This window comes from Euzebya pacifica (assembly GCF_003344865.1).
In the GTDB taxonomy this organism is placed as follows: Bacteria; Actinomycetota; Nitriliruptoria; order Euzebyales; family Euzebyaceae; genus Euzebya; species Euzebya pacifica.
In genome coordinates, this window is sequence record NZ_CP031165.1 from 494,075 (window position 1) to 516,294 (window position 22,220).

19 protein-coding genes and 1 pseudogene are annotated in these 22,220 nt (G+C 72.5%); 9 read left to right on the forward strand and 11 right to left on the reverse strand.

All coding sequences use genetic code 11. From position 1 onward, the window contains the following. Nucleotides 1-31 precede the first annotated feature (31 nt). Entirely contained in the window at nucleotides 32-3,811 is a 3,780-nt protein-coding gene (locus DVS28_RS01995) for a cell wall-binding repeat-containing protein (protein WP_114589964.1), read from the forward strand. A gap of 9 nt (nucleotides 3,812-3,820) precedes the next feature. Here the strand turns inward: DVS28_RS01995 and DVS28_RS02000 are convergent, their stop codons facing one another. Further along, nucleotides 3,821-4,267 carry a DUF3293 domain-containing protein gene (locus DVS28_RS02000; protein WP_164709823.1) on the reverse strand — a complete coding sequence of 149 codons (447 nt, stop codon included), beginning with the start codon at nucleotides 4,265-4,267 and terminating at the stop codon, nucleotides 3,821-3,823. A gap of 111 nt (nucleotides 4,268-4,378) precedes the next feature. Then, nucleotides 4,379-5,002: a hypothetical protein gene (locus tag DVS28_RS02005; RefSeq protein ID WP_114589966.1), complete on the reverse strand. Its 624-nt coding sequence runs from the start codon at nucleotides 5,000-5,002 to the stop codon at nucleotides 4,379-4,381. Between the two features lie 50 nt (nucleotides 5,003-5,052). On the opposite strand from DVS28_RS02005, the gene DVS28_RS02010 reads away from it, so the two are divergent. Next, entirely contained in the window at nucleotides 5,053-5,499 is a 447-nt protein-coding gene (locus tag DVS28_RS02010) for a cupin domain-containing protein (RefSeq protein ID WP_114589967.1), read from the forward strand. A gap of 106 nt (nucleotides 5,500-5,605) precedes the next feature. On the opposite strand, the gene DVS28_RS02015 is transcribed toward DVS28_RS02010, so the two are convergent. The 5 genes from DVS28_RS02015 to DVS28_RS02035 all read right to left on the reverse strand — a co-directional run bounded on the left by DVS28_RS02015 (nucleotide 5,606) and on the right by DVS28_RS02035 (nucleotide 12,503). After that, nucleotides 5,606-7,393: a DEAD/DEAH box helicase gene (locus DVS28_RS02015; RefSeq protein WP_114589968.1), complete on the reverse strand. Its 1,788-nt coding sequence runs from the start codon at nucleotides 7,391-7,393 to the stop codon at nucleotides 5,606-5,608. A 106-nt stretch (nucleotides 7,394-7,499) separates the two neighbouring features. Beyond that, the gene (mbp1, locus tag DVS28_RS02020) at nucleotides 7,500-7,739 is read right to left on the reverse strand and encodes a microaggregate-binding protein 1 (RefSeq protein ID WP_114589969.1); all 240 of its coding nucleotides are present in this window, start codon (nucleotides 7,737-7,739) and stop codon (nucleotides 7,500-7,502) included. Nucleotides 7,740-7,873: 134 nt separating this feature from the next. Further along, nucleotides 7,874-8,800 (reverse strand): hypothetical protein, encoded by a 927-nt coding sequence (locus DVS28_RS02025; protein WP_114589970.1) that lies wholly within the window; start codon nucleotides 8,798-8,800, stop codon nucleotides 7,874-7,876. After that, on the reverse strand, nucleotides 8,793-9,326 hold the full coding sequence (locus DVS28_RS02030) for a P-loop NTPase family protein (protein ID WP_114589971.1): 534 nt from the start codon (nucleotides 9,324-9,326) through the stop codon (nucleotides 8,793-8,795). The genes DVS28_RS02025 and DVS28_RS02030 overlap by 8 nt, the downstream gene beginning before the upstream one ends. Nucleotides 9,327-9,542: 216 nt before the next feature. Beyond that, complete coding sequence (locus tag DVS28_RS02035; protein WP_114589972.1) at nucleotides 9,543-12,503, reverse strand: AfsR/SARP family transcriptional regulator; 2,961 nt, start codon at nucleotides 12,501-12,503, stop codon at nucleotides 9,543-9,545. A 285-nt stretch (nucleotides 12,504-12,788) separates the two neighbouring features. On the opposite strand from DVS28_RS02035, the gene DVS28_RS02040 reads away from it, so the two are divergent. From DVS28_RS02040 to DVS28_RS02050, 3 genes are all read left to right on the forward strand, one after another. Continuing rightward, a complete protein-coding gene (locus tag DVS28_RS02040) occupies nucleotides 12,789-13,445 on the forward strand; it encodes a serine hydrolase domain-containing protein (RefSeq protein WP_114589973.1) in 657 nt (218 codons plus the stop codon). A gap of 223 nt (nucleotides 13,446-13,668) precedes the next feature. Further along, nucleotides 13,669-14,532 (forward strand): hypothetical protein, encoded by an 864-nt coding sequence (locus DVS28_RS02045; RefSeq protein ID WP_114589974.1) that lies wholly within the window; start codon nucleotides 13,669-13,671, stop codon nucleotides 14,530-14,532. 51 nt (nucleotides 14,533-14,583) lie between these two features. Beyond that, on the forward strand, nucleotides 14,584-16,287 hold the full coding sequence (locus DVS28_RS02050; protein ID WP_114589975.1) for a cell wall-binding repeat-containing protein: 1,704 nt from the start codon (nucleotides 14,584-14,586) through the stop codon (nucleotides 16,285-16,287). A gap of 176 nt (nucleotides 16,288-16,463) precedes the next feature. Here DVS28_RS02050 and DVS28_RS28065 read toward each other — a convergent pair whose 3' ends face one another. Beyond that, nucleotides 16,464-16,628: a hypothetical protein gene (locus DVS28_RS28065; protein WP_164709825.1), complete on the reverse strand. Its 165-nt coding sequence runs from the start codon at nucleotides 16,626-16,628 to the stop codon at nucleotides 16,464-16,466. 124 nt (nucleotides 16,629-16,752) lie between these two features. On the opposite strand from DVS28_RS28065, the gene DVS28_RS02055 reads away from it, so the two are divergent. Both DVS28_RS02055 and yaaA read left to right on the forward strand, forming a co-directional pair. Continuing rightward, a complete protein-coding gene (locus DVS28_RS02055) occupies nucleotides 16,753-17,658 on the forward strand; it encodes a LysR family transcriptional regulator (RefSeq protein WP_164709826.1) in 906 nt (301 codons plus the stop codon). Beyond that, nucleotides 17,655-18,437 (forward strand): peroxide stress protein YaaA, encoded by a 783-nt coding sequence (gene yaaA / locus DVS28_RS02060; protein ID WP_114589977.1) that lies wholly within the window; start codon nucleotides 17,655-17,657, stop codon nucleotides 18,435-18,437. The genes DVS28_RS02055 and yaaA overlap by 4 nt, the downstream gene beginning before the upstream one ends. 123 nt (nucleotides 18,438-18,560) lie before the next feature. Here the strand turns inward: yaaA and DVS28_RS02065 are convergent, their stop codons facing one another. After that, complete coding sequence (locus tag DVS28_RS02065) at nucleotides 18,561-18,956, reverse strand: hypothetical protein (RefSeq protein WP_114589978.1); 396 nt, start codon at nucleotides 18,954-18,956, stop codon at nucleotides 18,561-18,563. 121 nt (nucleotides 18,957-19,077) lie between these two features. On the opposite strand from DVS28_RS02065, the gene DVS28_RS02070 reads away from it, so the two are divergent. Both DVS28_RS02070 and DVS28_RS02075 read left to right on the forward strand, forming a co-directional pair. Then, nucleotides 19,078-19,908: a helix-turn-helix domain-containing protein gene (locus DVS28_RS02070; RefSeq protein WP_114589979.1), complete on the forward strand. Its 831-nt coding sequence runs from the start codon at nucleotides 19,078-19,080 to the stop codon at nucleotides 19,906-19,908. Between the two features lie 10 nt (nucleotides 19,909-19,918). Then, nucleotides 19,919-21,235 (forward strand): annotated as a pseudogene (locus DVS28_RS02075) (CYTH and CHAD domain-containing protein); the annotation flags it as partial. 179 nt (nucleotides 21,236-21,414) lie between these two features. On the opposite strand, the gene DVS28_RS29410 reads toward DVS28_RS02075, so the two are convergent. Both DVS28_RS29410 and DVS28_RS02085 read right to left on the reverse strand, forming a co-directional pair. Beyond that, nucleotides 21,415-21,720 (reverse strand): transcriptional regulator, encoded by a 306-nt coding sequence (locus DVS28_RS29410; RefSeq protein WP_114589981.1) that lies wholly within the window; start codon nucleotides 21,718-21,720, stop codon nucleotides 21,415-21,417. Continuing rightward, nucleotides 21,713-22,195 carry a hypothetical protein gene (locus DVS28_RS02085; RefSeq protein ID WP_114589982.1) on the reverse strand — a complete coding sequence of 161 codons (483 nt, stop codon included), beginning with the start codon at nucleotides 22,193-22,195 and terminating at the stop codon, nucleotides 21,713-21,715. Before DVS28_RS02085 ends, DVS28_RS29410 begins: the two co-directional genes overlap by 8 nt. Between the last annotated feature and the right edge of the window lie 25 nt (nucleotides 22,196-22,220).

A 22,220-nucleotide genomic window follows, 5' to 3' on the forward strand; every position in this document is an offset into this window, starting at 1 on the left:
CCCCGCCGACGTCGACAGATCGAGTCAGACAGTGTTGTCCCGCCTTGCCTCCGCCCTTCTCGTCGTGCTCGTGGTCGGGGCGGTGGTGGCCCCTCCTGCGTTGGCGCGACGCTCGACCCCTGCCCGCTCGGACGCACGCGGCGTCGCCGCCAACGTGGACCTGATCGGCCTCGACATCATCCCGATCGACGGCCTTCCCTCGGTCGAGGCGCAGTCGCCGCCCACTCGGCCCGCGGTGGATGCAGCGACCCTGCTGTCGGTTCCCCTGACCCCGCTCGCCGATGTCGGGGCCGTCGAGCTCGACGCGACTGCAGACGCCGACACCGGCACCGCCACGGCTACCGCCGAGGTGGCTGACGTCGTGCTGCTGGAGATCCCGGGAGTCGGGCCGGCCGTGGAGGTCGGTCTGGTCCGGGCCCACGCCACGGCAGGCTGTACCGGCTTCGAGGGCACGGGGACGACCGTGGACCGGGTTCGCGTCTTCGGCCAGGACCTGCCCCTGTCGGGCCTGGTCCCGGCCAACCTCACCGTGCCCGTCGAGCTGCCGCTTTCTGCCCTGTCCGCCCTCGGGCTGGCCGAACCGCTCGAGGTCGCCACCCTGGTGCTCAACGAGATCACCCCCGACAACAACGGCAAGGGCACGACCGTCCGGGGCCTGCACCTCTACACCGGCGACACCCTCGCGTCCCTGCCGCTGCTCGGCCTGGACGCGTTGGTCGACGCCGATGTGATCGTGGCCGAGGCCCACGCCTCCTCCACCTGCGCACCCCGGACCGATGCAGGCGTATCGGGACAGCTCGTCGTGCACGTTGTCCGCCTCGACGGTGGCGTGTTCACCATCGAGGTCGTGAACCAGGGCGACGAGCCGGTCACCCTCACGCAGGTCATCATCGACGCCACCGACGACGCCACGATCACCGGGACCGACGGTGACCTGCTGGCCGACCTCGACACCGACGCGGATCACGCGTCCGGCGATGTCCACATCGTCCTGGACGGCGGGGACGCCGTCTCCGGGACCGTGGCCGTCGACGGCGGCGATGCCTCGGTGCTGCTCGACGTCTCGATCGCCTCGACCGACGGCATCGCACGAAGCGGACTCGAGGACGGTGTCGACGGGGACGCCGACAGCGACGAGGACGGACTGACGACCGACGAGGAGTACGGCGCGGGCACCGACCCGTTCGACGCCGACACCGACGGCGACGGCATCTCCGACGGCGACGAGGTTGCATCCGGGGATGACCCGACCGAACCCGACCACGGCACGTCGCCCGGGGGCGACGACCGCTGGATCGACGACGACGACGATGACGACGACGGGGTCTCCGACGTCGACGAGCGTGCGGACGGTACCGACCCCTACGACCCGGACACCGACGACGACGGCCTGTCCGACGGGGAGGAGGCGGCTTCCGGGACCGACCCGACGGACGCCGACTCCGATGACGACGGACTGTCGGATGGTGACGAGGTGGCCGCGGGGACCGACCCGTCGGATGCCGACTCAGATGACGACGGGACCCTCGACGCGGTCGAGGCCGGCCAGGCCACGGGCGACGACCCCGACGACGACGGGCTGACCGGCCCCGAGGAAACGTTGGCCGGGACCGACCCGGCGGACGCCGATTCCGATGACGACGGTCTGTCGGATGGTGACGAGGTCGCCACCGGTACCGATCCGACGGATGCCGACTCCGATGACGACGGACTGTCCGACGGGGACGAGGTCAAGGCGGGCAGCGACCCCGCCGACGCGGATTCCGACGACGACGGACTGTCCGACGGGGACGAGCTGACGGCCGGGACCGATCCGACCGACGCCGATTCCGATGACGACGGTCTGTCGGATGGTGACGAGGTCGCAGGCGGTACCGACCCGTCGGATGCCGACTCCGACGACGACGGGCTGGACGACGGCGACGAGCTGGCGGCGGGGACCGATCCCACCGACACCGATTCCGACGACGACGGCATCCCCGACGCCGTGGATGCCGGTGTGGCCGACGAGGCCGACCGCGATCACGACGGACGAGACGACGGGCAGGAAGCGGTCGCCGGGACCGACCCGACCGACGCCGACTCCGATGACGACGGACTGTCCGACGGGGACGAGGTCGAGGCGGGCAGCGACCCTGCCGACGCGGATTCCGACGACGACGGACTGTCCGACGGCGACGAGCTGACGGCCGGGACCGATCCGACCGACGCGGACTCCGACGCCGACGGCCTGCCCGACGGCGACGAGGTCGGGCGTGGCACCGATCCGACCGCCGCGGACTCCGACGACGACGGCCTCGAGGACCGCGAGGAGATCGTCATCGGGTCGGATCCGACGGATCGTGACAGCGACGACGACGGGCTGTCCGACGGCGACGAAGTGGCTGCGGGCTCGGACCCCGCGGATGCCGATTCCGACGGTGACGGGACCCTCGACGCCGTCGGGGCCGGTGTGACCGACGAGACGGACCCGGACAACGACGGGTTGACCGAGGCCGAGGAGCTGCTCGCCGGCACCGACCCCGAGGATGCCGACTCCGACGACGACGGCCTCGCTGACGGTGAGGAGGTCGCCCTGGGGTCCGACCCGACGGATGCGGATTCCGATGGTGACGGACTGTCGGATGGTGACGAGGTCGGACGTGGGTCCGACCCCACAGACGTCGATTCGGACGGTGACGGCCTGGAGGACGGTGAGGAGGTCGATCGTGGGTCCGACCCGACGTCCGTCGACTCCGATGGTGACGGCCTGTCCGATGGCGACGAGGTCGCTGGCGGAACCGACCCAACCGATGCGGACTCCGACGACAGCGGCACCAGCGACAACGCCGAGCTGGCTGCAGGCACCGATCCGACCGACCCGACCGACGACCCCTCCGAACGGATCGACGGCGACAGCCGCGTGGAGACGGCGGTGGAGGTGTCGCAGCACGGCCGGACCAGTGCCCCGGCTGCGGTCATCGCCCGCGCCGACGAGTTCGCCGACGCCTTGACCTCCTCGACCCTGGCGGCAGAGGTTGACGGACCGATCCTGCTGACGAATCCCAGCCGGCTCGACGGCCGCGTGCTGGACGAGCTCCAGCGGCTCGACGTCGAGACCGTCTACCTTGCCGGGGGCACCGCGGCCCTATCGATCGACATCGAGCGGTCGCTGGCCGACAACGGCTACCGGGTGGTTCGCCTGGCCGGGCCGAGTCGTGTGGAGACGGCGGTCCGCATCGCGGAGGAGGTCGTCGCGCTCGGCGGAGGTGTCCAGCAGGTGCTGCTCGCCCGCGCCGACGCCTTCCCCGACGCCCTGGCCGCCGCCAACCTGGCCACCTGGGGCCGCACGCCGATCCTGCTGAGCGGGACCGACGCGGTCCCCGAGGCAACCCTCGACGCCCTCGACCGGGTACTGGACGAAGGACAGGACAGCGTCTGGCTGGCCGGAGGCCCGTCGGCGTTGTCATCTGGGGTCGCCGAGCAGCTGCAGGACATCGGCATGACGACCGAACGGTTCGGCGGTGACGACCGGTACTCCACGGCGCTGCTGCTGTCGGAGGCGGCCCGCACGCGCTTCGGCGCCGGCATCCAGACGGTCTGGATGGCCTCCGGGACGGCGTTCCCCGACGCGTTGACCGCCGGCGTCGCCGCATGGCGTGACGGCAACGTCTTGCTGCTGGCCGACCCGACCGACCTGACCTCGAGCCCGGCGGTCGGACGGTTCCTCGACGAGGAGGCCGACCTGATCGACGGTGCCGTCTTCGTCGGCGGGCCTGCCGCGTTGTCCCGGCTGGTCGAGGAACAGGTCGTCAGCACGATCGCTGGCTGATGCCCTCCGTCATCGGACGCGTGGCAGCCGGTGGGACGATCCGCCGGCGCACGCGACGATGTCGAGGTGGTCGTCGTCGATGACGTAGACGGCGTGCTGTCCGAACGCCCGCCCGACCGCGAGCAGGGTGTGGAGGGACGGGCGGCCGCCGTCGAGGGGCACCGCGAAGGAGTCCTCTGACCACCCGCCGTCCGCGGCAGTCCCACGGGCGGGCAGGACCGTGGCGCCCATCGCCAGCAGCACCGCAGCGAGGTCGGCGTTGGCCTGCCGGTTGGTCGCCTCGTCGGTGGGTCGGCTCTTCGGGTTCCAGGCCGTGATCACCACGACGCGTGTCGGGAGATCACGACGGGCGGCCGATCCGGCGACACGCGTCCGGGTGGGAAACCACACGTCGACGTCGGTGGCGGCGTACGCCTCGAGCACGTCGTCGAGGGAGGGGGCGGACGGGTCGGTCACCACCCGGATTGTGCACCTGGCCCGACCGGCCGGCCGAGCTGCACCACTCCTCCACCGCCTGGTGCAGCACTGCCGAGGGGCCGGCCAACCTGCACAGTTCAGGGCGGGCCGTCAGTCGTGGGCGACCTCGACGGGGATGCCCCGACGGACGGCCTCGCCGACCACGACTTCGGTCAGCCCGCGTGACAACAACGCGGTCAGCGCCAGCGGTCCCTCCAGCCGAACCCCGTCACCCGACGTCGTGCGCACGCCCACCAGCACCGACGGGCTGCCGTCGATCACCGTGGTGGACACGTCAGCGACGACACCGGCCAGGCGGTCGACGACCCTGCCGGCCAGCCAGCGCAGGCCCGGGATGGGGACCCAGCGGCCGACGAGCGTCCCGGCGGTTCGCCCGATCAGCCGTCGCGCCGCCATCGCCGCCATCGGTTCCAGCACCACGGCCTCGGTGTCGTCCCACCGCGCCGTGTGCGAGCGGATGATCCCGCGGCTCTGCACCCGGTCCGGGTCGACCCGCACGCTGTAGCGGTTGCCGACCGCGCCGATGACGCGGCGGGCACGGGGGCCGTGCAGCACCCCTCCGGCGCGACGCCCGAGGTCGTCCAGCAACGGACCGAGGCCCGCGACGAACGGCCCGTCCAGCGGCAGCGCGGGCGCAGGATGCAGGTTCGCCCAGATCCGCTCCAGCGAGCTGTCGGGTGGGGTCAGGGGGCTGTCGGGCTGGGTGGAGGGCATGGGCAGGGTGTTCCCCGACCGCCGCGAGCCCACACGAGAGACTGCGCCGCATGACCGACCCCACGGCCCGCGACCTGATCGACCGGCTCGGCATGCAGCCCCATCCGGAGGGCGGCTGGTACGCCGAGACGTGGCGTGCCCCGGCCGCCGACGGCGAACGGGCCACGAGCACCGCGATCCACTTCCTGCTGGAGGAGGGGCAGCGGTCGCACTGGCACACCGTCGATGCGGCCGAGATCTGGTGCCACCATGCCGGCGCACCGGTGCGGCTCCGGCTGAGCCCCGACGGCGAGGCGGTGACCGACCACGTCCTCGGTGGCGACGTCATGGCCGGTCAGGAACCGCAGGTCGTCGTGCCCGAGGGGCACTGGCAGGCCGCCGAGGCAACCGAGGGCTGGAGCCTCGTGACCTGCGTGGTCGCCCCCGGATTCACCTTCGACGGCTTCGTGCTGGCCGCCCCCGGATGGGAACCGGGGTCAGCTCGCGCAGGAAGATGACACCGGGGTGTCGAAACCCACGGCGTGGTCCCGACCCGACGGTCTGGATCGCGGCGCCGGGTCGGCGTCCCACCCCCTCAGTCGACCCGGCGTCCCCTGACCCCGATCAGGTGATCTTGTCCTCGCGAACCTTGGCCTTCTTGCCACGGATCTTGGTGCGCATCAGCGAGCTGATGACCTCCTCCGCCGCGGCCGCCGGCACCTCGACCAGGCTGAAGCGACCGTGGATCTGGATGGCCCCCACGTCGCGACCGGTCAGGCTGGTCTCGTTGGCGATGGCCCCGACCAGGTCCTTGGGCCGCATGCCGGCCTCGCGACCCAGGTTCATCCACAGCTTGGTGGTCGGACCGGAGGAGGAACGGGGCTTGCCGCCGCCCGGCCCGCCTCGGCTGTTCTTGCCCTGGTAGCCGCCCTTGTCGCCCTTGCCCTTGCCGGAGAAGGACGCCTCGGGGACGTCGTCGTCATCGGCGTCACTGTGGGTCTCGTCGTGCGCCAGCTTGATGCCGGCCAGCGCGATCTCGACCAGGTCGAACTCGTCGGACAACGACTCCACGACCGGGCGGAAGGTGTCGAGGTCGTCGCCGTCGGCCAGCAACATCTCGCGCATCGACGCGCGGAGCATGCCCAGGCGACGGGCGCGGAGGTCAGCCACCGTGGGGACGGTCTCGACCTGCATCTTGCGGCCGGTGTGGCGCTCGATGGCCTTCATCGCACGGTGTTCGCGCGGTTCGACCAGCGAGATGGCCATGCCCTCGCGGCCGGCGCGGCCGACGCGGCCGATGCGGTGCGTGTAGGACTCCACCGCTGACGGCAAGGAGTGGTTGACCACGTGGGTCAACGTGTCGATGTCGAGGCCGCGGGCGGCGACGTCGGTGGCGATCAGCAGCTCGGCGGCACCGGAGCGGAAGCGGTTCATCACGCGGTCGCGCATGCCCTGGTCCATGCCGCCGTGCAGCGCCTCGGCCCGGTAGCCCCGGCCGTTCATGGTGGAGGTCAGCTCGTCGACCTCCAGGCGGGTGCGGCAGAACACGATGGTGGCGGCGGGGTCCTCGACGTCCAGCACGCGTGCCAGGGCGGCCGGTTTGTGGTGCCGGGTGACGACGTAGACGACCTCCTTGACCTTCGGCGCCTCGCCCTCGGCCGGCTCCTCGCGCTTGATCTGGATGCGCACCGGGTTGTTCAGGTGGCGGTCGGCCAGGTAGGAGATACGACGGGGCAGGGTGGCGGAGAACAGGGTGGTCTGTCGCTCGGCCGGGGCCTGCTCGAGGATGGCCTCGATGTCCTCGGCGAAGCCCATGTCGAGCATCTCGTCGGCCTCGTCGAGCACGACGACCTCGAGGCTGTCCAGCGCCAGGGAGCCACGGCCGAGGTGGTCCATCGCCCGGCCGGGGGTGGCCACGACGATGTCGACGCCACGGTCGAGCTGCTTGAGCTGGCGGAAGATCGGCTGGCCGCCGTAGATCGGCAGGACGCGGGCGCCCATGGCCTTGCCGTAGGTGTGGATGGCCTCCGAGACCTGCATGGCCAGCTCGCGGGTCGGGACCAGGACCAGCCCGATGGGCTGTCGTCCGCGGTCGACCTCGTCGGGGATGCGCTGCAGCAGGGGGAGGGCGAAGGCGGCGGTCTTGCCGGTACCCGTGGCGGCCTGGCCGAGCAGGTCACGTCCCGCCAGGAGCGGCGGGATCGCCTCGGCCTGGATCGGGGTGGGCTCCTCGTAGCCGAGCTGGTCGAGGGCCTTGACGAGCTCCTCGCGCAAGCCGAGGTCGGCGAACGCGGGCGGTGCGTCCGGCCCGGCGTCGGGCGCCGCGTCGGGCCCGGCGTCGGGGCTGGGGGAGCTGGTGTCGGTGGTGGGTTCCGCGTCGGGAACGTCGGGTTCTTGATCAGGGGGTGTCACTGGAGAAGCCTTTCGAGGGACCTCCGAGTGTGCCTGCTCGTGACACAACAGCGCCCCCGACCGTTCGAGACGGTAGGGGGCGCGGTGTTCTGGCGGGCCGGTCGGCCTAGTTCTGGTGCGACTTCTGCTCGGCTTCCTCGGCCTTGGCCTCGGCGCGAGCCTTCTCGGCCTCGGCTTCCTTCTGGGACGCCTCGCGCTTGGCTTCGGCCTTGTCCTGCTGGGCCTCGCCCTCGTTCTCGAGGTCGTCGTTGCCCGTCAGCACGCCGGCAGCCTCCTTGGCCTTGCCCTTGGCGTCCTCGACGACGCCCTTGGCGCCAGCTTCCGGTCCGGTGTCCTTGTCAGCCATGGTGTTCGCTCCTTGGTGTTGCGGGGTGGGGTGTTGCCCTCTCGTCCGAAGCGATGCCCGCTGCGTGGGCGCACAAACACCCGCGAACGGGCAGGGTCCCGCGAACCGTCACCTGTGCCGCCAAGGCCCGCCCGTCAGGCGCCGATCACCGGCAGGATCCAGCCCTCCTCGCGGACCGTGGCCGTGATGGCGGTGACGTTCAGGTCGGGCGGGCCGATCGCGGTCAGCAGGCTGCCGTCGCTGGCCATGCGGCGGTAGGCCCTGACGAGGGCGAGCACCTGCGCGGCGTCACGGACGGGGTGCAGGGCCGGGTCGTGGGGCAGCAGGCTCGGGTAGACCTCGGCGACGACGACCCCGGGGGAGGGGAAGCGTCCGGTGTTGTAGCCGGTGTCGAAGGGCCAGACGAGCAGCTGCTCCTCGGCGAAGGCCTGGCGCAGCCGGTGGATCACGGGCAGGGCAACGAGGGTCTGCCCGCCGACCGACCCGTTGTAGGCCACCTGCCACACCGACTTGGGCTGATGGCCCCGGTCGCGCCAGTGCCGTTCGGTGTGGCGCAGCTCGGCCAGCGGCCAGGCGTGCGGCGTGGTCACGGGATAGGTCGGCTTGGTCGGGTGCAGGTGGGGGAGGGGCTGGGTCTCGGGTCGTCCCCAGAACGGCCCCTCCTCTGCGCCCATCCGCGCGTTGAGCTCGTTGGCCACGGCGTAGCGGTTGTTGACGTTGCGCTCGTCGTCGGTGATCAGGTCGGCCAGCAGGGTCCGCATCCACGTCCACGGGTCCTCAGCGGCGGGAAGGCCCAGGGCAGCGGCGGTGCCGGAGGGATAACCGAACGCCGCGTCGATCCCGCACAGGACCCGGCGGCCGTCGTGGGTCAGGCGACGCAGCTCCTCCTCCATCCAGCGGGCTGCGTCGATGCGGGTGCGGAACGGCAGCACCCGGTCCTCGGCGCCGGGTTCGCCGATGGCCGCCCAGAGGCCGTTGGCCCCACCGTCGCTCGGTCCCTGCCTGGAGGCGGCGCTCCAGTCCACCATCACGAAGGCATCGGCGGTCCAGCGGTCACTCACGGAGGGTCCTGACGAAGTCGGCGGTGTGGGCGGGAGAGGTGAGGTGGATGAAGCGCAAGCCGGCGTTGGCGGGGTCGGCCATTGCCGCGGTGAACTCCTCCCGCTTGGCCCGGTGGGTCGTCCAGGCCCACAGCAGGATGTTGCGGTCGGGGTCGCGGCTGAGCAGGTTCGGGAGCTCCTCGCGGTTGCCGTTGTACAGCTCCTCCCGCGTGATCAGTCGACGCAGGGTACGCGGCACCAGCTGGCGCATGACCCGCCAGCGGGGGTAGTCGAGGTACACCACCGTGTCCGCTCGAGCCCACACCAGGTCCCGCACCGCGGCGTAGTTGCCGTCCACGACCCAACCGGGTCGTGCGACGAACGCCCCGACCTGCTGGCGGAACGTGGGGGTGTCGATCGGCGTCCAGCCGGGCAGGTGGTGGACCGCGTCGAGCTGCAGCGCCGGCACGTCGAGCGCTCGGGCCAGCACGCCGGTCAGCGTGGTCTTGCCGACCCCGCTGGTCCCCACCACGCTGACTCGCTGCACCCCACGAACGGTACCCACCGCTCGACCGCACGGCGCCCCCCTCCCCGGACGGAATTGCCTCCACGGGTGGATGGAATCGACCGGCTCGACGGGGCGAAACCGCGCGTTTCGGGGCTCGGCCCGATGGAATCGCCTCCGCCGGACGACCGACCCGGCCATTTCGGAGGCGATTCCATCCGCAGGGGCCGCCGCTGGGCCGGTCGACCGCACGCTGGGTCAGCGGCGGGCGGCGGAGGAGGGGACGCGGCGAGGGGGAGTGGTGCCGACCTGCACGGCGAGGGCCACGGCGTGGGCCCAGTCCAGCTCGGCCCCCTCGGCCAGGGCTCGTTCCAGCGCCGGGGCGGGCAGCACGCCGGTGACCAGCTCGCGCTGCCGGGGACCGTCGATGGGATCCATGCGGGCGGGGTGGAAGCCGACGCGGGCCCCCAGACGGTCCACGGCCCCGAGCAGGACGCCACCCTCGTAGTGACGGCCGAGCTCGGCCGCGATGGACCCCATCGTGTGCAGGGCGGTGAGGGTGGAGGAGCGGTCGCCCTGCTCGGCCAACCGGCGGGTCGCCTCGGCGAGCAACGGGCCGGCCTCGACGGCTCGACCCTCGTCGAGGAGGATCTTGGCCAGGATCCAGCCGGACGACGCCCATACGTAGGTGTTCTCCCAGCGGACCGCGCGCTCGCGCGACCGCTCGAGCACCGCCACGGCATCAGCGATGCGGCCCTGCGACCGGCGTACCTGACCACGGACCATGTCGACCTCGGCCAGGACCCACTCGGGCACGTCGATGGACTCGGCGACGTCGAGCAGCTCGTCGGCCACGTCGGCGTTGCCGAACGCCGCCTCGAAGTAGGCCAGGTAGGTGCGGGACAGCGACGCGAGCACACCGCTGCCCGACGGCTCGCCCAGCGCCACCGCCTGGGTGATCCGCCGATGGGCCGTGGGCAGGTCGCCCGCGAGGTAGGCCCCCTGTGACCGACCGACGAGCGCCTGGACCAGGTCAGCGGCGGCCACCGTCGCCCGGCCCAGGCGAACCGTGCCGTCCCCGAGCGGTTCGGGGTCCTCCTCCAGCAGCCGGTCGAGCCATCGGTTCCCCTCCGTGACCTGTCCGAGCCTGAACCAGGCCCACGACAGGTCGCCACAGATCCGCAGGGCCGTCTCGACATCGCCGGTCGCGTCGCAGTGGGTCAGGGCCGCGCGGACGTTGTCGCGTTCGGCGATCGCGACGTCCCAGCGGGTGTCCCGGCCCAGGTAGGCATCGGCCACGCCCTCCGCGACCTCGGCCATCCACGCGGCGTGTCGGGCGGCAAGCGTCCCCCAGGCATCCTCGCCCACGTGCTCGCGGCAGTAGTCGCGGATCGTCTGCAGGACCCGGAAGCGACGGCCGCCGGCCACGTCCACCGGCATGACGAGGGACTTGTCGACCAGCTGCGTCAGCACCGCCGCGGTGGTGCCGAGCCGGCCCCCCGCCACGGCGGTCAGGGCATCGAGGTCGCAGCCGCCGGCGAACACCGCGGCGGCATGCAGCACCTCGCGCTGGGCCGTCGTCAGCGGCCGGTAGGACCAGTCGATCGCCGCCGCCATCGTGCGGTGTCGCGGTGCACTTCCCCGGCCGCCGTCGCCGAGCAGCGCGAAGCGGTCCTCGACCAGCCCGTCGATCTGGGCCAGCGACAGCGCCGACAGCCTGGCGGCGGCGAGCTCGATGGCGAGCGGTATGCCGTCGAGCGCCCGGCAGATGCGTTGCACGATCGGTCGGGTCCGGTCGTCGAGGACGAAGTCCGGGTCGACCAGGGCGGCTCGATCGGCGAACAGCAGCTCGGCCTCCCCCACCTCGTCCGCCACGCCCGCGGCGAGGGGAGGGATGACGAGGACACGTTCCCCGGGCACGCCCAGCGGCTCACGGCTGGTCGCGACGATCGAGATCTCCGAGCACGCGCCGAGCAGCTCGGCGGCGACGGCCGCGGCGGCGTCAATGACGTGCTCGCAGTTGTCCAGCACCACCACCGCTCGACAGCCGCACATCGCAGCGATGACCGCGGACATGGGGTCGGTGGCGACGGCGGCGACACCGATCGCCTGCGCGAGCGTGGCCGGCACCATCGCCGGATCGGTCACCCCGGCCAGCTCGATCAGCCACGGTCCGTCCGGCAGCCGGGGACGAAGCCGTCGCACCGACTCCAGCGCCAGCCGGGTCTTGCCGGCACCGCCGACGCCGGTGAGGGTCAGCAGGCGGGCGGTCGAGGACAGCCGCTGTACCTGCTCCAGCTGCGCGGTGCGGCCGACGAACGTGGTCAGCGGGATCGGGACGGCGCGGCCGGCCGACCCCTCCAGCGCCGTCGACCGGACCGCGGGTGCCGGCCCCATCTCGAGTCCACGGTCGGGCCCGTCCATCGTGATGGTGACGGGGGTGGCCGACGCGGACGGCACACCCAGCGGGTCGCCCTCGAGCAGGTCGGGATCCTGCTGCAGCACGGCCCGGTGGATGCGCTGCACCTCCGGCCCGGGGTCGATCCCGAGGGTGTCGGCGAGGACGACGCGAAGGGTGTCGAAGCGCTGCAGCGCCTCGGCCTGCCGCTGGTCACGGTAGGCCGCCACCATCAGCAGGGCGGTGACCTGCTCATCGGTCGGCGCTCGGCTGGCCACGACGCCGAGGCTGTCGCGCACGAGGTCGTGGCGACCGGCAACCATCCGGGCTCGACCCCGCAACACCTCGAGCTCCAGGCGGCGAGCGGTCAGCCCCTCCGCGGCGGGAACGGCGAACGGCAGGGCGACCACGTCGCCGAGCGCCTCGCCCCGCCAACGGGCGAGCGCGTCGTCGGCCAGCCGCTCGGCCTCAGCGGGTTCGTGGGTGATGGCGGCCCTGGCCAGCAGCAGGAGATCGGCCACCGCCAGCGCATCCACGGCCGTGGTCGGCACGTCGAGGGTGTAGCCACCCGTGACCCGCGGGAGCGTCGCCTGTCCGAGCGCCGCACGAAGGCGAGAGACGTAGGCCCGCAGGGTGCCCTCGGCGGTCGGCGGTGGCTGCTCGCCCCAGAGGTCGACCAGCAGGCGCTCCGCCGGCACCAGCGAACCGGCCTCGAGCGCCAGGGCGGCGAGGACACCACGAGGCATCCGACCGCCGAGCCCGACCTCGGCTCCGTCGATGGTGGCGATGACCGGTCCGAGCAGGTGCACGCGCACCGCCACCGAACCGGAATGGTCAAGATTCGCTGTGGACAACGCGCTTCCTCGCACGACGCCCGAAGGACCCCTTGTCGTCTGCTGACGACAGTCCACCGTGGACCGGCTGGACGCCTCGATCCTAGATCGGTGTCTCCCATGGGGCGAAGGGGAATTTTCGGGGCGGTCGTGGTCGACGTTGCAGCGACGTTGCAGGGGAGTGGGGAGACGGGATCGCCGGAAGGGGGGTGGCGTCCGTCGGGCACAGTGCCGGAAGCCGGGTCGTCGGGGCCCGGGAGACCTGGAGCTGCTGTGCCCGTCCTGCTCACCGACCTCCCACTCGTCCTCGGCGAAATGGCCGATCACCTTCCCCTCAGCACCAAGCTGGTGGTCGGCGGCCGATCCGTGATCGAGGTCGACGTCGACCGGCCGTGCCGACTCGGTCCCCGGGTTCGTGGCCTCCTGCTGTCCGTCGTGGTCGCCCAGCTCGCGCAGCAGGGCTGTCTGTCGTTCGGCACGACGCTGGGGGAGTGCGTGGCGCGGCGCACGCTGCCCACCGACATCGACCCGGACCTGACCGTGGCGTCGCTGCTGACCGACATCGCCGAACCGGCCACACCCACGTCGACCTCGGCCGCACTGCTCGGGCGCGTGGTCGCTGCCGTGTCGGGACAGCGCGTCGGCCGTGTCGTCGCCGACATCGTCACCGAACCCCTCGGCATGACCGCAACCCGCTGGGAGGAGGGGTGGACGTCGACCGCCGCGGACCTGACCCGGCTGGTGTCCTCGACGCGATGGGCCGAGGCCCGGGTCCGGGGCGGCTGGACGCCCGAACCGGGGACCGCCCGCACCGGCGCCGCAGACCACCCCACCGCCGGGCTCTGGCGGAACGACGACCTCGACGTCTCCGTCGGCTACTGCGGTGACGGCCGAGCCCTCCTGGCGTTGCTCGACCACCTCGCCGGCTGACCCTGACGGGTGGCCGGCCCGACAGAACGCCCGGCCCGACAGAACGCCCCGGGATCGATTGCACGCGATGGCGGCGGCGTTGCACCCCGGTTGCACCCGCCAACGAGCCGTCGAGGGGGTGGTCGGGGCTCCGTACGGTCTCCCACGTCGCCATCCGAGCCGGCCTGCACCGCCCGTCCGGAGGGCGACACAAGACCTCCCCCTCACCGCATCGGAGACCCCTGTGTCCGCGTTCCCGTTCCACCTCCGTCAGACGACCGTGGCCCTGTCCATGGCACTGCTCCTCGTGATCGGCGCAGCCGGCTGCAGCGACGACGGCGTCGCCGCCACCGCGCAGGCCGCGGCGACCGCTGAAGCAGCTGACCAGGCCACCACCGCCGCCGAGCCCACCACCGCCGCCGAGCCCACCACCGCCGCCGAGCCCACCGCGACGGCGCAGCCCACCCCGACGGCGACCGAGGCGGTCGACAAGCCGTCGGTCCCCGTGCCCTCGACCACCACAACCCCCACCGCACCCAACGCACCCGCACCACCGGCACCGCCCGCACCTGCCGCTCCCGACGAGCCGACCGTCTTCATGTCGGAGGTGCCGATGACCGCCGGCGCCGAGCTGCCGGCCTACGACACCTACGTCACGGTCATCGACGACACCGGTCGCATCTCCGTGGACGTGCCGACCGCTTGGGTCGACGTCGACGGCACGCCCGTCAGCATCGGCGGATCCACCGTCGCCGACATCAGGGCCAGCAGCGACCTGGCGGCCTTCGCCAGCACCTGGACCACCCCCGGCGTGATCGTGTCGGCCGGTGACGTCCCCGGCGTCACCCCCGAGCAGATCCTCGACGACGAGCGCACCACCCTCGGCTCGACCTGCACGTTCCAGGGCCGCGAGCCCTACACCGACGGGCTCTACGTCGGGTCATTCGACACCTACACCGCCTGCGGCGGCACCACCGCGGTCTACGTCGTCATCGCTGCCCGCCCCGCCGACGGCAGCGACCCCGTCGTCGAGGTCCAGGTCCGGGTCAACGCCGCCCGCGACGTCCAGGCCCTCGACCGCATCGTCGCCTCGTTCGTCGCCATCTAGCACCCCCCCAAACCACGAGACCCCCCCCGCACACCAAGGAGCAACCCCGCCATGACCCCGCACGACCACTTCAACGCCCTCGTCGCCCTCGAGCGGCCCATCGCAACCCTCAACGACGGACGCGGCGCCGACCCTCCCGGCCGGCTCCACCAGGCCCGATCCCCACGACGTCGTCGTCGGGTCGGCGTGGGCGCCGCCATGCTGACCACCATCGTGGCGGCGGCTGTGCTCGTCTCCGCCCCCACGACCTCACGCGCGTCCGTGCCCGGCGTGGACTGGACCAACCTCCCCGCGGAGTCCGTCGACCTGACCAGCGGCTGGGCGGGTGGCGCCTGCGACGGGGACGCGCCCGTCCTGTGCACCACCCTCGACGGCGAGGACCAGGGCATCGTCGAACACCTCGAATGGCTGGTGGAGGAGGGTGACCTCGCCGCCGACCTCGACGCCAGCATCCCGGTGCGCCAGGCGCTCGCCGCCGAGGCCGGCCGGTACCACGAGGCCATCCGTGCCGACCGGGGCACCGTCTGCCCCGACCTGTCCTACATCGCCGAGCCCACCGTGGGCGCGACGGTCGCCGGGCTCGACGGGATCCGCTACGGCTTCGAGATGTTCGAGGGCAACCGTGTCGTCGAGCGGACCGTCGGCTTCATGACCGTTCGCCAGGCCGCACACGGCGCCGTCGTCGACGTCGTCGCCGCGACCGAGATCAACGAGGGAGCCTGCATCTCCGACGAGGGGCTGCAGCCCTTCCGCGACGGCAGCCTGGCGGACTTCGAGCCGGTCCTGGCCCAGCTGGTCGCCCGCTCCACGTTCGGGACGGGCAGCCGGCCCGTTCCCCAGCTGACCGAGGACCTGACGGTGCCGATGGGCGACCGCGTGGCGGTTGCTGTCGCGATGTCCCAGCTGGCCCGCCCCGAGGACGGTGGCACCGAGACGGTGCTGATCGCCCGTGACGACCAGTTCGCCGACGCCCTGGCGTCCGGTGGCCTGCAGGGGGCGCTCGACGCCCCGTTGCTGCTGACCGGCGACGACCACCTCGACGAGCGGGTCGCCGCGGAGATCGGCCGGCTCGGCGCGGTCAGGGCGATCGTGCTCGGCGGCGAGGAGGCCGTCCCCGAACGGATCGCCACGGAGCTGCGGGGCCTGGCGCTGACCGTCGAGCGGGTTGCCGGAGCCGACCGCATCGCCACCTCGCTCGCCATCGCCGACATGATCGGCCCGCGAATCGAACAGGTCGTCCTGGTCCGTGCCCACGGTGACGAGACCGACCCCAGCCGCGCGTGGGCCGACGCGCTGGCCGCGGGCGCCACCGCGGCGGCGCTGGAGGCCCCGGTCGTGCTGACCACCGAGGACGTGCTCGACCCCCGGGTGGCCGGCTGGCTGCAGGCGGAGGTCATGGACAACGGACTGCAGTCGGTGCTCGTCGCCGGGGGCGAGGCCGCGATCGACCGTCCCGTCCTGCAGGAGATCGTCGAGATCGGCCTCGGCGTCGACCGTGCCCACGGCGACGACCGGGCCGGGACCGCGGTGGAGCTGGCCCGTCGGCGGGGCATGCCTGCGGCAGAGCTGGTCGACACGGTCATCGTCGTCGACGGCAGCGACTGGGCCGGCGGAATGACGGCGGCGCTGGCGTCGGACCGCCTGGTGGCGCCCGTGGTGCTGACCGGCAACACGATGCCGGCCGCCACGACGGCCTTCGTCGGGGACGCCGACGTGGATGTCGTCTGCATCGCACGCGCCGCGGCGTGTCGATGAGCCCGACGAGGGTGCGAGACAACCAGACCTGCAGGTGAGGGCAGGGTCGCCGGAGTCAGTCTCCGGCTGCGGCGACCGGCCCCACCACGCAGAAACGCGGCCGGATCCGAGGGGGATCCGGCCGCGTCGTGGGGTGTGGCGGCGTTGCGGGCGACGCCACGGAGTGGTCTGGTCTGCTAGCCGACCCAGGTGATCCGGGGGGTGTGGACCGCGCTGACGCCCCGGCAGCCGCCGCAGCGGTAGTAGGTCAGCCATCCGTCGCTGACGGTGTGGCGGGACATGCGGGTACCGGCGGTGGCCTGGGTGCAGGCGGTGCAGGTGGTGGTGGCGATGGTGGGCACGGTGGGCTCCGTTTCGGCTCTTCTGGGGTTCGGCTCTGGAGGAGGAGTGACACCAAGGTGCCCCACCTGTGCGATCATGTCTCCTGAATGGTTCCGAACATACCGATCGGTAGATTCGATGGAATTGCGTGACCTCCGTACCTTCCTCGTGTGCGCTCGCCTGCAGCACTTCACACAGGCAGCCGAGGAGCTTGCCTACGCCCAGTCCACGGTGACCGCCCAGGTCCGGTCCCTGGAGAAGGAGCTGGACGTCCCGCTGTTCGACCGGGTCGGCCGCGGCGTGGTGCTGACCCCCGCCGGCCAGCGGCTGGAGGGTTACGCCCGCCGGATCGTGGACCTCGTGGAGGAGGCCAGCGCGACGGTGGCCTTCGTGGGATCCCAGCCCCACGGTGACCTGACCATCTCCGCCACCGAGACCCTGTCGACGTTCCAGCTGCCGGACGTCCTGCGCGAGTTCCAGCGACGCTTCCCCGACGTCCGGCTGTTCCTCCGCCCCCACGACCCTGCTGATCTGGTGGCCCGGGTCGTGGAGGGCGACTCCGCGGCCGCGATCACCCTGGACGTCCCGATCAGCCACCCCGACCTGACCGTCGAGACCCTGCGGGAGGAGGAGGTGTGGCTGCTGGCACCGCCGGACCACCCCCTCGCCGGACGGCGTCGCCTCGGGTCCGCGGACCTCGCGCCGTTCCGCCTCCTCCTCAGCGAGCTCGACGTCTCCTACGGCGGGGCGTTCATCGACCGCCTCGCCGCCGAAGGGGTCGTGCCGATCGACCCGATGGAGTTCTCCTCCGTTGCCGCCATCAAGCAGTGCGTCAGGGTCGGCATGGGCCTGACCGCGCTGCCCGCGTTCGCCAGCACCGAGGAGGTCGAGTCCGGCCAGCTCGTCGTGCTGCCCTTCGCGTGCCCGTCGGTCACGGTGCAGCTGCTGTGGCACCGCCATCGCTGGGTACCGCCGGCGGCCGAGGCGCTGCTGGCGCTGACGCGCGAGCTGCTCGGCCAGCCGTCCCGGGTAGATTCGGCCGGGCCATGATCACCTTGCTGTCCCCCGCCAAGTCCCTCGACTACGAGACGAAGCTGCCGACCCGCAAGCACTCCGAGCCCCGGATGCTGGAGCGGTCGCAGGAGCTGATCGACGTCATGCGCCGCAAGTCGCCCGACGACGTCGCCCGCTTGATGAGCATCTCCGACGACCTGGCCGCCCTCAACGTCCAGCGGTACCAGGACTTCACGGTGCCGTTCACGCGTGACAACGCCCGCCCGGCGGTCCTGGCGTTCACCGGTGACGTCTACATGGGCATGGACCCGCGCGGGCGGTTCGGCGAGCGGGACTACACCGAGGCGCAGAAGACGGTGCGGATCCTGTCGGGCCTCTACGGCGTGCTGCGGCCGCTGGACCTGATGCAGGCCTACCGGCTGGAGATGGGCACCAAGCTGTCCACCGACCGCGGCGACACCCTCTACGACTTCTGGGGCGGCGAGATCACCGACGTGCTGAACGCCGACCTGGCCGAGTCGCCGGGACCCGACGCCGTGATCAACCTGGCGTCCAACGAGTACTTCGGCGCCGTCGACACCGACCGCTTGGAGGGGAAGCTGATCAGCCCCCGCTTCCTCGACGAGGGCAAGGACGGCAGCTACCGGATCGTGTCGTTCTTCGCCAAGCGGGCGAGGGGCGAGATGGCCGCGTGGCTGGTCACCAACCGCGTCCGGTCGATGAAGGCGATCCAGGACTTCGACGTGGCGGGCTACCGCTACGACCCCGATCGCTCCACCAGCGACGAGCCCACCTTCACCCGCCCGGCCAGCTGACCCCGCCCGGCCAGCTGACCCCGCCCGGCCAGCTGACCCCGGCGTGGTCCGGGCTGGCCAACCCGGACGCGTGTCGGATTCCGGGCCGCCCGTCGTGATCACCCGACACGCGCTGGGGTGGGGTCAGGCGGTCGACGCGGCGCGGACCTGCATGGCGACGAACCCGGCGACCGCGGCGGCCTGCGCCAGCACGAACGCCACGCCGAGGCCGGTCAGGTCCCACGCGCCGAGGACGACCGCCCCGACGCTGGCGAGCACCCAACCGGTGTTGCCGATGGCGAACCAGCGGACCCAGCCGGCCGTCCGGGGCAGCATCCGGGCAACGACGAGCAGCTCGGCGGCGTAGGCCAACATGAAGACGCCGAGTCCGAGCAGCCAGCCGGATGGGATGCCCAGCGGCTCGGCCAGGGCGCCGTTGCCGGCCGCCAGCAACAGGCCGGTGGCACCCGACCCGGCGGCGTCGACGAGCAGGGCGCGGGACAGTGCGGACAGGCGGGTGGGGGAGGCGATGGCGGTCATGGAGGATCCCTTCCGACGGGTCGTGGACGATGACGTCACCGACGATGGGTGCGGCCGGTCATGGTGTCGATTACCTCTCGGGTAATGGCCCGCCGGCGGGGGACGGGCCTACGGTTCGGCCATGACCGACCCGACCACCGGCACCCTGTCTGCGAGCCCACCCGCCGTCGGGGCGCTCCTGCGCCAGTGGCGGAGCCATCGGCGACGCAGCCAGATGGACCTCGCGCTGGACGCCGGCGTGTCCACGCGTCACCTCAGCTTCATCGAGACGGGACGGGCCAGCCCCTCCCCGGAGGTCGTGCTGGCCCTCGCCGACGGGCTCGACGTGCCGCTTCGCGAACGCAACACCCTGCTGCTCGCGGCCGGGTACGCACCGCGCTACGACGAGACCCCGCTGGACGCCCCCGCCATGGCAAGGGCGAAGGCGGCGGTGCAGCGGGTCCTCGACGCCCACGACCCCTACCCGGGCGTGGTGCTGGACCGGCGCTGGGACGTCGTGGCCGCCAACGCCGGCGCGCTGGCGCTGATCGAGGGGGTGGCACCGGAGCTGGCCAGCCCCACCCTCAACGTGTTCCGCGTCAGCCTGCACCCCGACGGCCTGGCCGCGCGCACCCGCAACTTCGAGGAGTGGGGCAGCTACCTGCTCTGGCAGCTCGAGCACCAGCTGGCGCTCTCCGGCGACGCGGGACTGGCTGCACTGCTGGAGGAGGTGCGGGGGTATCCCAACGTCGCGGCGCTCCCCACGTGCATGCCCGACGAGGACCCGATGCTGGTCCTGACCGTCGACCTGGTGGACCCCGACCTGTCGTTGTTCACGACCCTGACCACGTTCGGCACCCCGCGCGACATCACCCTCGACGAGCTGATGATCGAGCTGTTCTACCCAGCCGACGACGCGACCGCCCAGCACCTCGGCCGGGCGGCCACGACACACGGAGTCGACCGGAACTAGGCTTCGCCGCATGGCCGCTGAACACGAGGGCAAGCTCGACCTCCACCCCACCGTGGCGCTCGGGGACCCGCTGTCGGGGATCGAGGGCGCCGACGTCGAACACGTCGATCCGTTGCGGCTGGAGGCGACCTACTTCGACACCGCCGACCTGCGCCTGATCCGGGCCGGGGCGACGGTGCGGTACCGCCCGGAGGCCGACAGCGAGCCGTGGCAGGTCAAGCACCCCGTGGATGACGCAGACACCGACGGCATCGTGCGCGACGAGCGTGCGTACGCGGGTAGCGACGAGGGTCCCCCAGCGGCGGTCGCCAGCGCCGTGGCCGCCCTCACCCGCGGGGCGCCGCTGGTCCCGGTGGCCACGCTGGTCACCGAACGAGGACGCCTCCGCGTGCACACCGGCGGCGAGATGGCCGTGGAGGTCACCGACGACAACGTCGAGGCACACGTCGACGGCCGCCTCGTCGCCCGGTTCCGCGAGCTGGAGGTCGAGGGCGACCACGACCGGATCCGACGAGAAGTGGTCGACCGGTTGGTCGCGGCCGGCGCGGTCGAGACCGGCAACCGACCGAAGCTCGTCCGTGCCCTCGGGCCGGCGGCCGAGTCCCCGCCGGACCTCGTCGTACCCGAACCCACGCGGCCGAACCCGACGCAGCCCGTCGTCGACGTGGTGTCGCGCGCCATGCTGGTCGACCTCGACCGGATGGTCCGCTTCGACCCGGGTACCCGGGTGGGAGAGGACATCGAGGCCCTGCACCAGATGCGCGTGGCGACCCGTCGGCTGCGGACGACCCTGCGGACCCATCGGGCGGTCCTGGACCGTGACTGGGCCGACACGCTGCGCGAGGACCTGCGTCCCCTGGCCGCGGCGCTGGGTGAGGTGCGGGACCTCGACGTGCTGATCGGACGGGTCGAGGCCGACCTGGCGAAGCTCGACCCCGCTGATGCCGAGGCCGCGCCCGGCCTGCGTGCCCTGCTCGACCAGCGTCGGGGCGAGGCGCGCGAGGCCCTGCTCGCGCTGCTGGACGCCCCCGGGTACGGCGGGTTGCTGGACCGGCTGCTGACCGCGGCGACCGCACCCCATGTGCTCGAGCCCGATGCGCCCGCCGGACCGACCCTCACCCCCCTGGTCAGGCAGGCCTGGAAGCGGGTTCGCGCGGCGGTCCGGGCCGACGACGACGAGCTGCACGACGTCCGGCTGCACATCAAGCGCCTGCGCTACGCCGCGGACGCGGTCCGGCCCGCCCTCGGCGCCCCGGCTGCGGACCTGTCGAAGGCGGCCGGCCGTGCCCAGGACGTGCTCGGCACCTGGCAGGACGCCGTGGTCGCGATCGAGGCGTTCCGGACGATGCGCAGCGAGGTCGACCCCGACGTGGCCTACCTCCTCGGGTGCTCACCGCCCGTGCGGCGCGTCGCCGTGACCGGGCGGCACGGCGCTGGCCGGCTGAGTGGCGCCGCCTGCGCCGGTACCGCACCAGGATCTGAGGCTGGGGCCGAGACCCGCCATCCTCAGTCGGCAGGGGTGGTGATCGCCTGCAGGGCGCGGACGTGGGCGTCGAAGGCAACGCGGCCCGCCGGTGTCAGCGACAGCCAGGTCAGCCGTCGTGCGTCGCGTCGATCGGCGGACGCGGCCTTGTCCGCGGTGACGTAGCCGGCCGTGGACAGGGTCTTGAGGTGCTTGGAGAGGGTGGCGTCGGCGACGTCGAGGGTGTCGCGCAGCACGGAGAACTCGAGCTTGTCGACCGGCCGGAGGAGCCCGCAGATCCGCAGCCTGACGGGGGCGTGGATGGTCTCGTCGAACGCGACCTCAGCCACGGCGGAGGGTGGAGAAGGCCGACCGGTAGGCGATCCCTGCCAGCCACGTGGTGGCGGCGAAGCCCGCGAGGCTGGTGAACGCGACCGCCCACTGCAGCCCCGAGGCGACCAGGCCGAGCGACACGCTGAACAGCACCGTGCAGGTGGCGACGATGCCGGCGACGGCCCAGTTGGCGGTCGTGCCCATCTTCCGGAAGCGGATGCCGGTCTCCCGCTGGATCAGGTGGAGGACGACGAAGACCGCGCCGAGGGCCAGCCAGATCGAGGTCGGGGGCTCGTAGTCGGCACCCGGGTTGGTGAAGGCCGCGGCGCCGACCCACCAGGCGCCGACGCCACCGAGGGCGGCGAGGAGCGACCACGGGACCCGCGACCCCGTGGCCAGTCGTTCACGGTCGGCGTCCAGCGCGGCCAGCGCCTCGGCGGCCTCGCCGCGGGACGGACGGTCATGGTCAGGACGGTGGAAGTCATTTTCCATGTCGGAAACTGTATAAGTGGGTTTC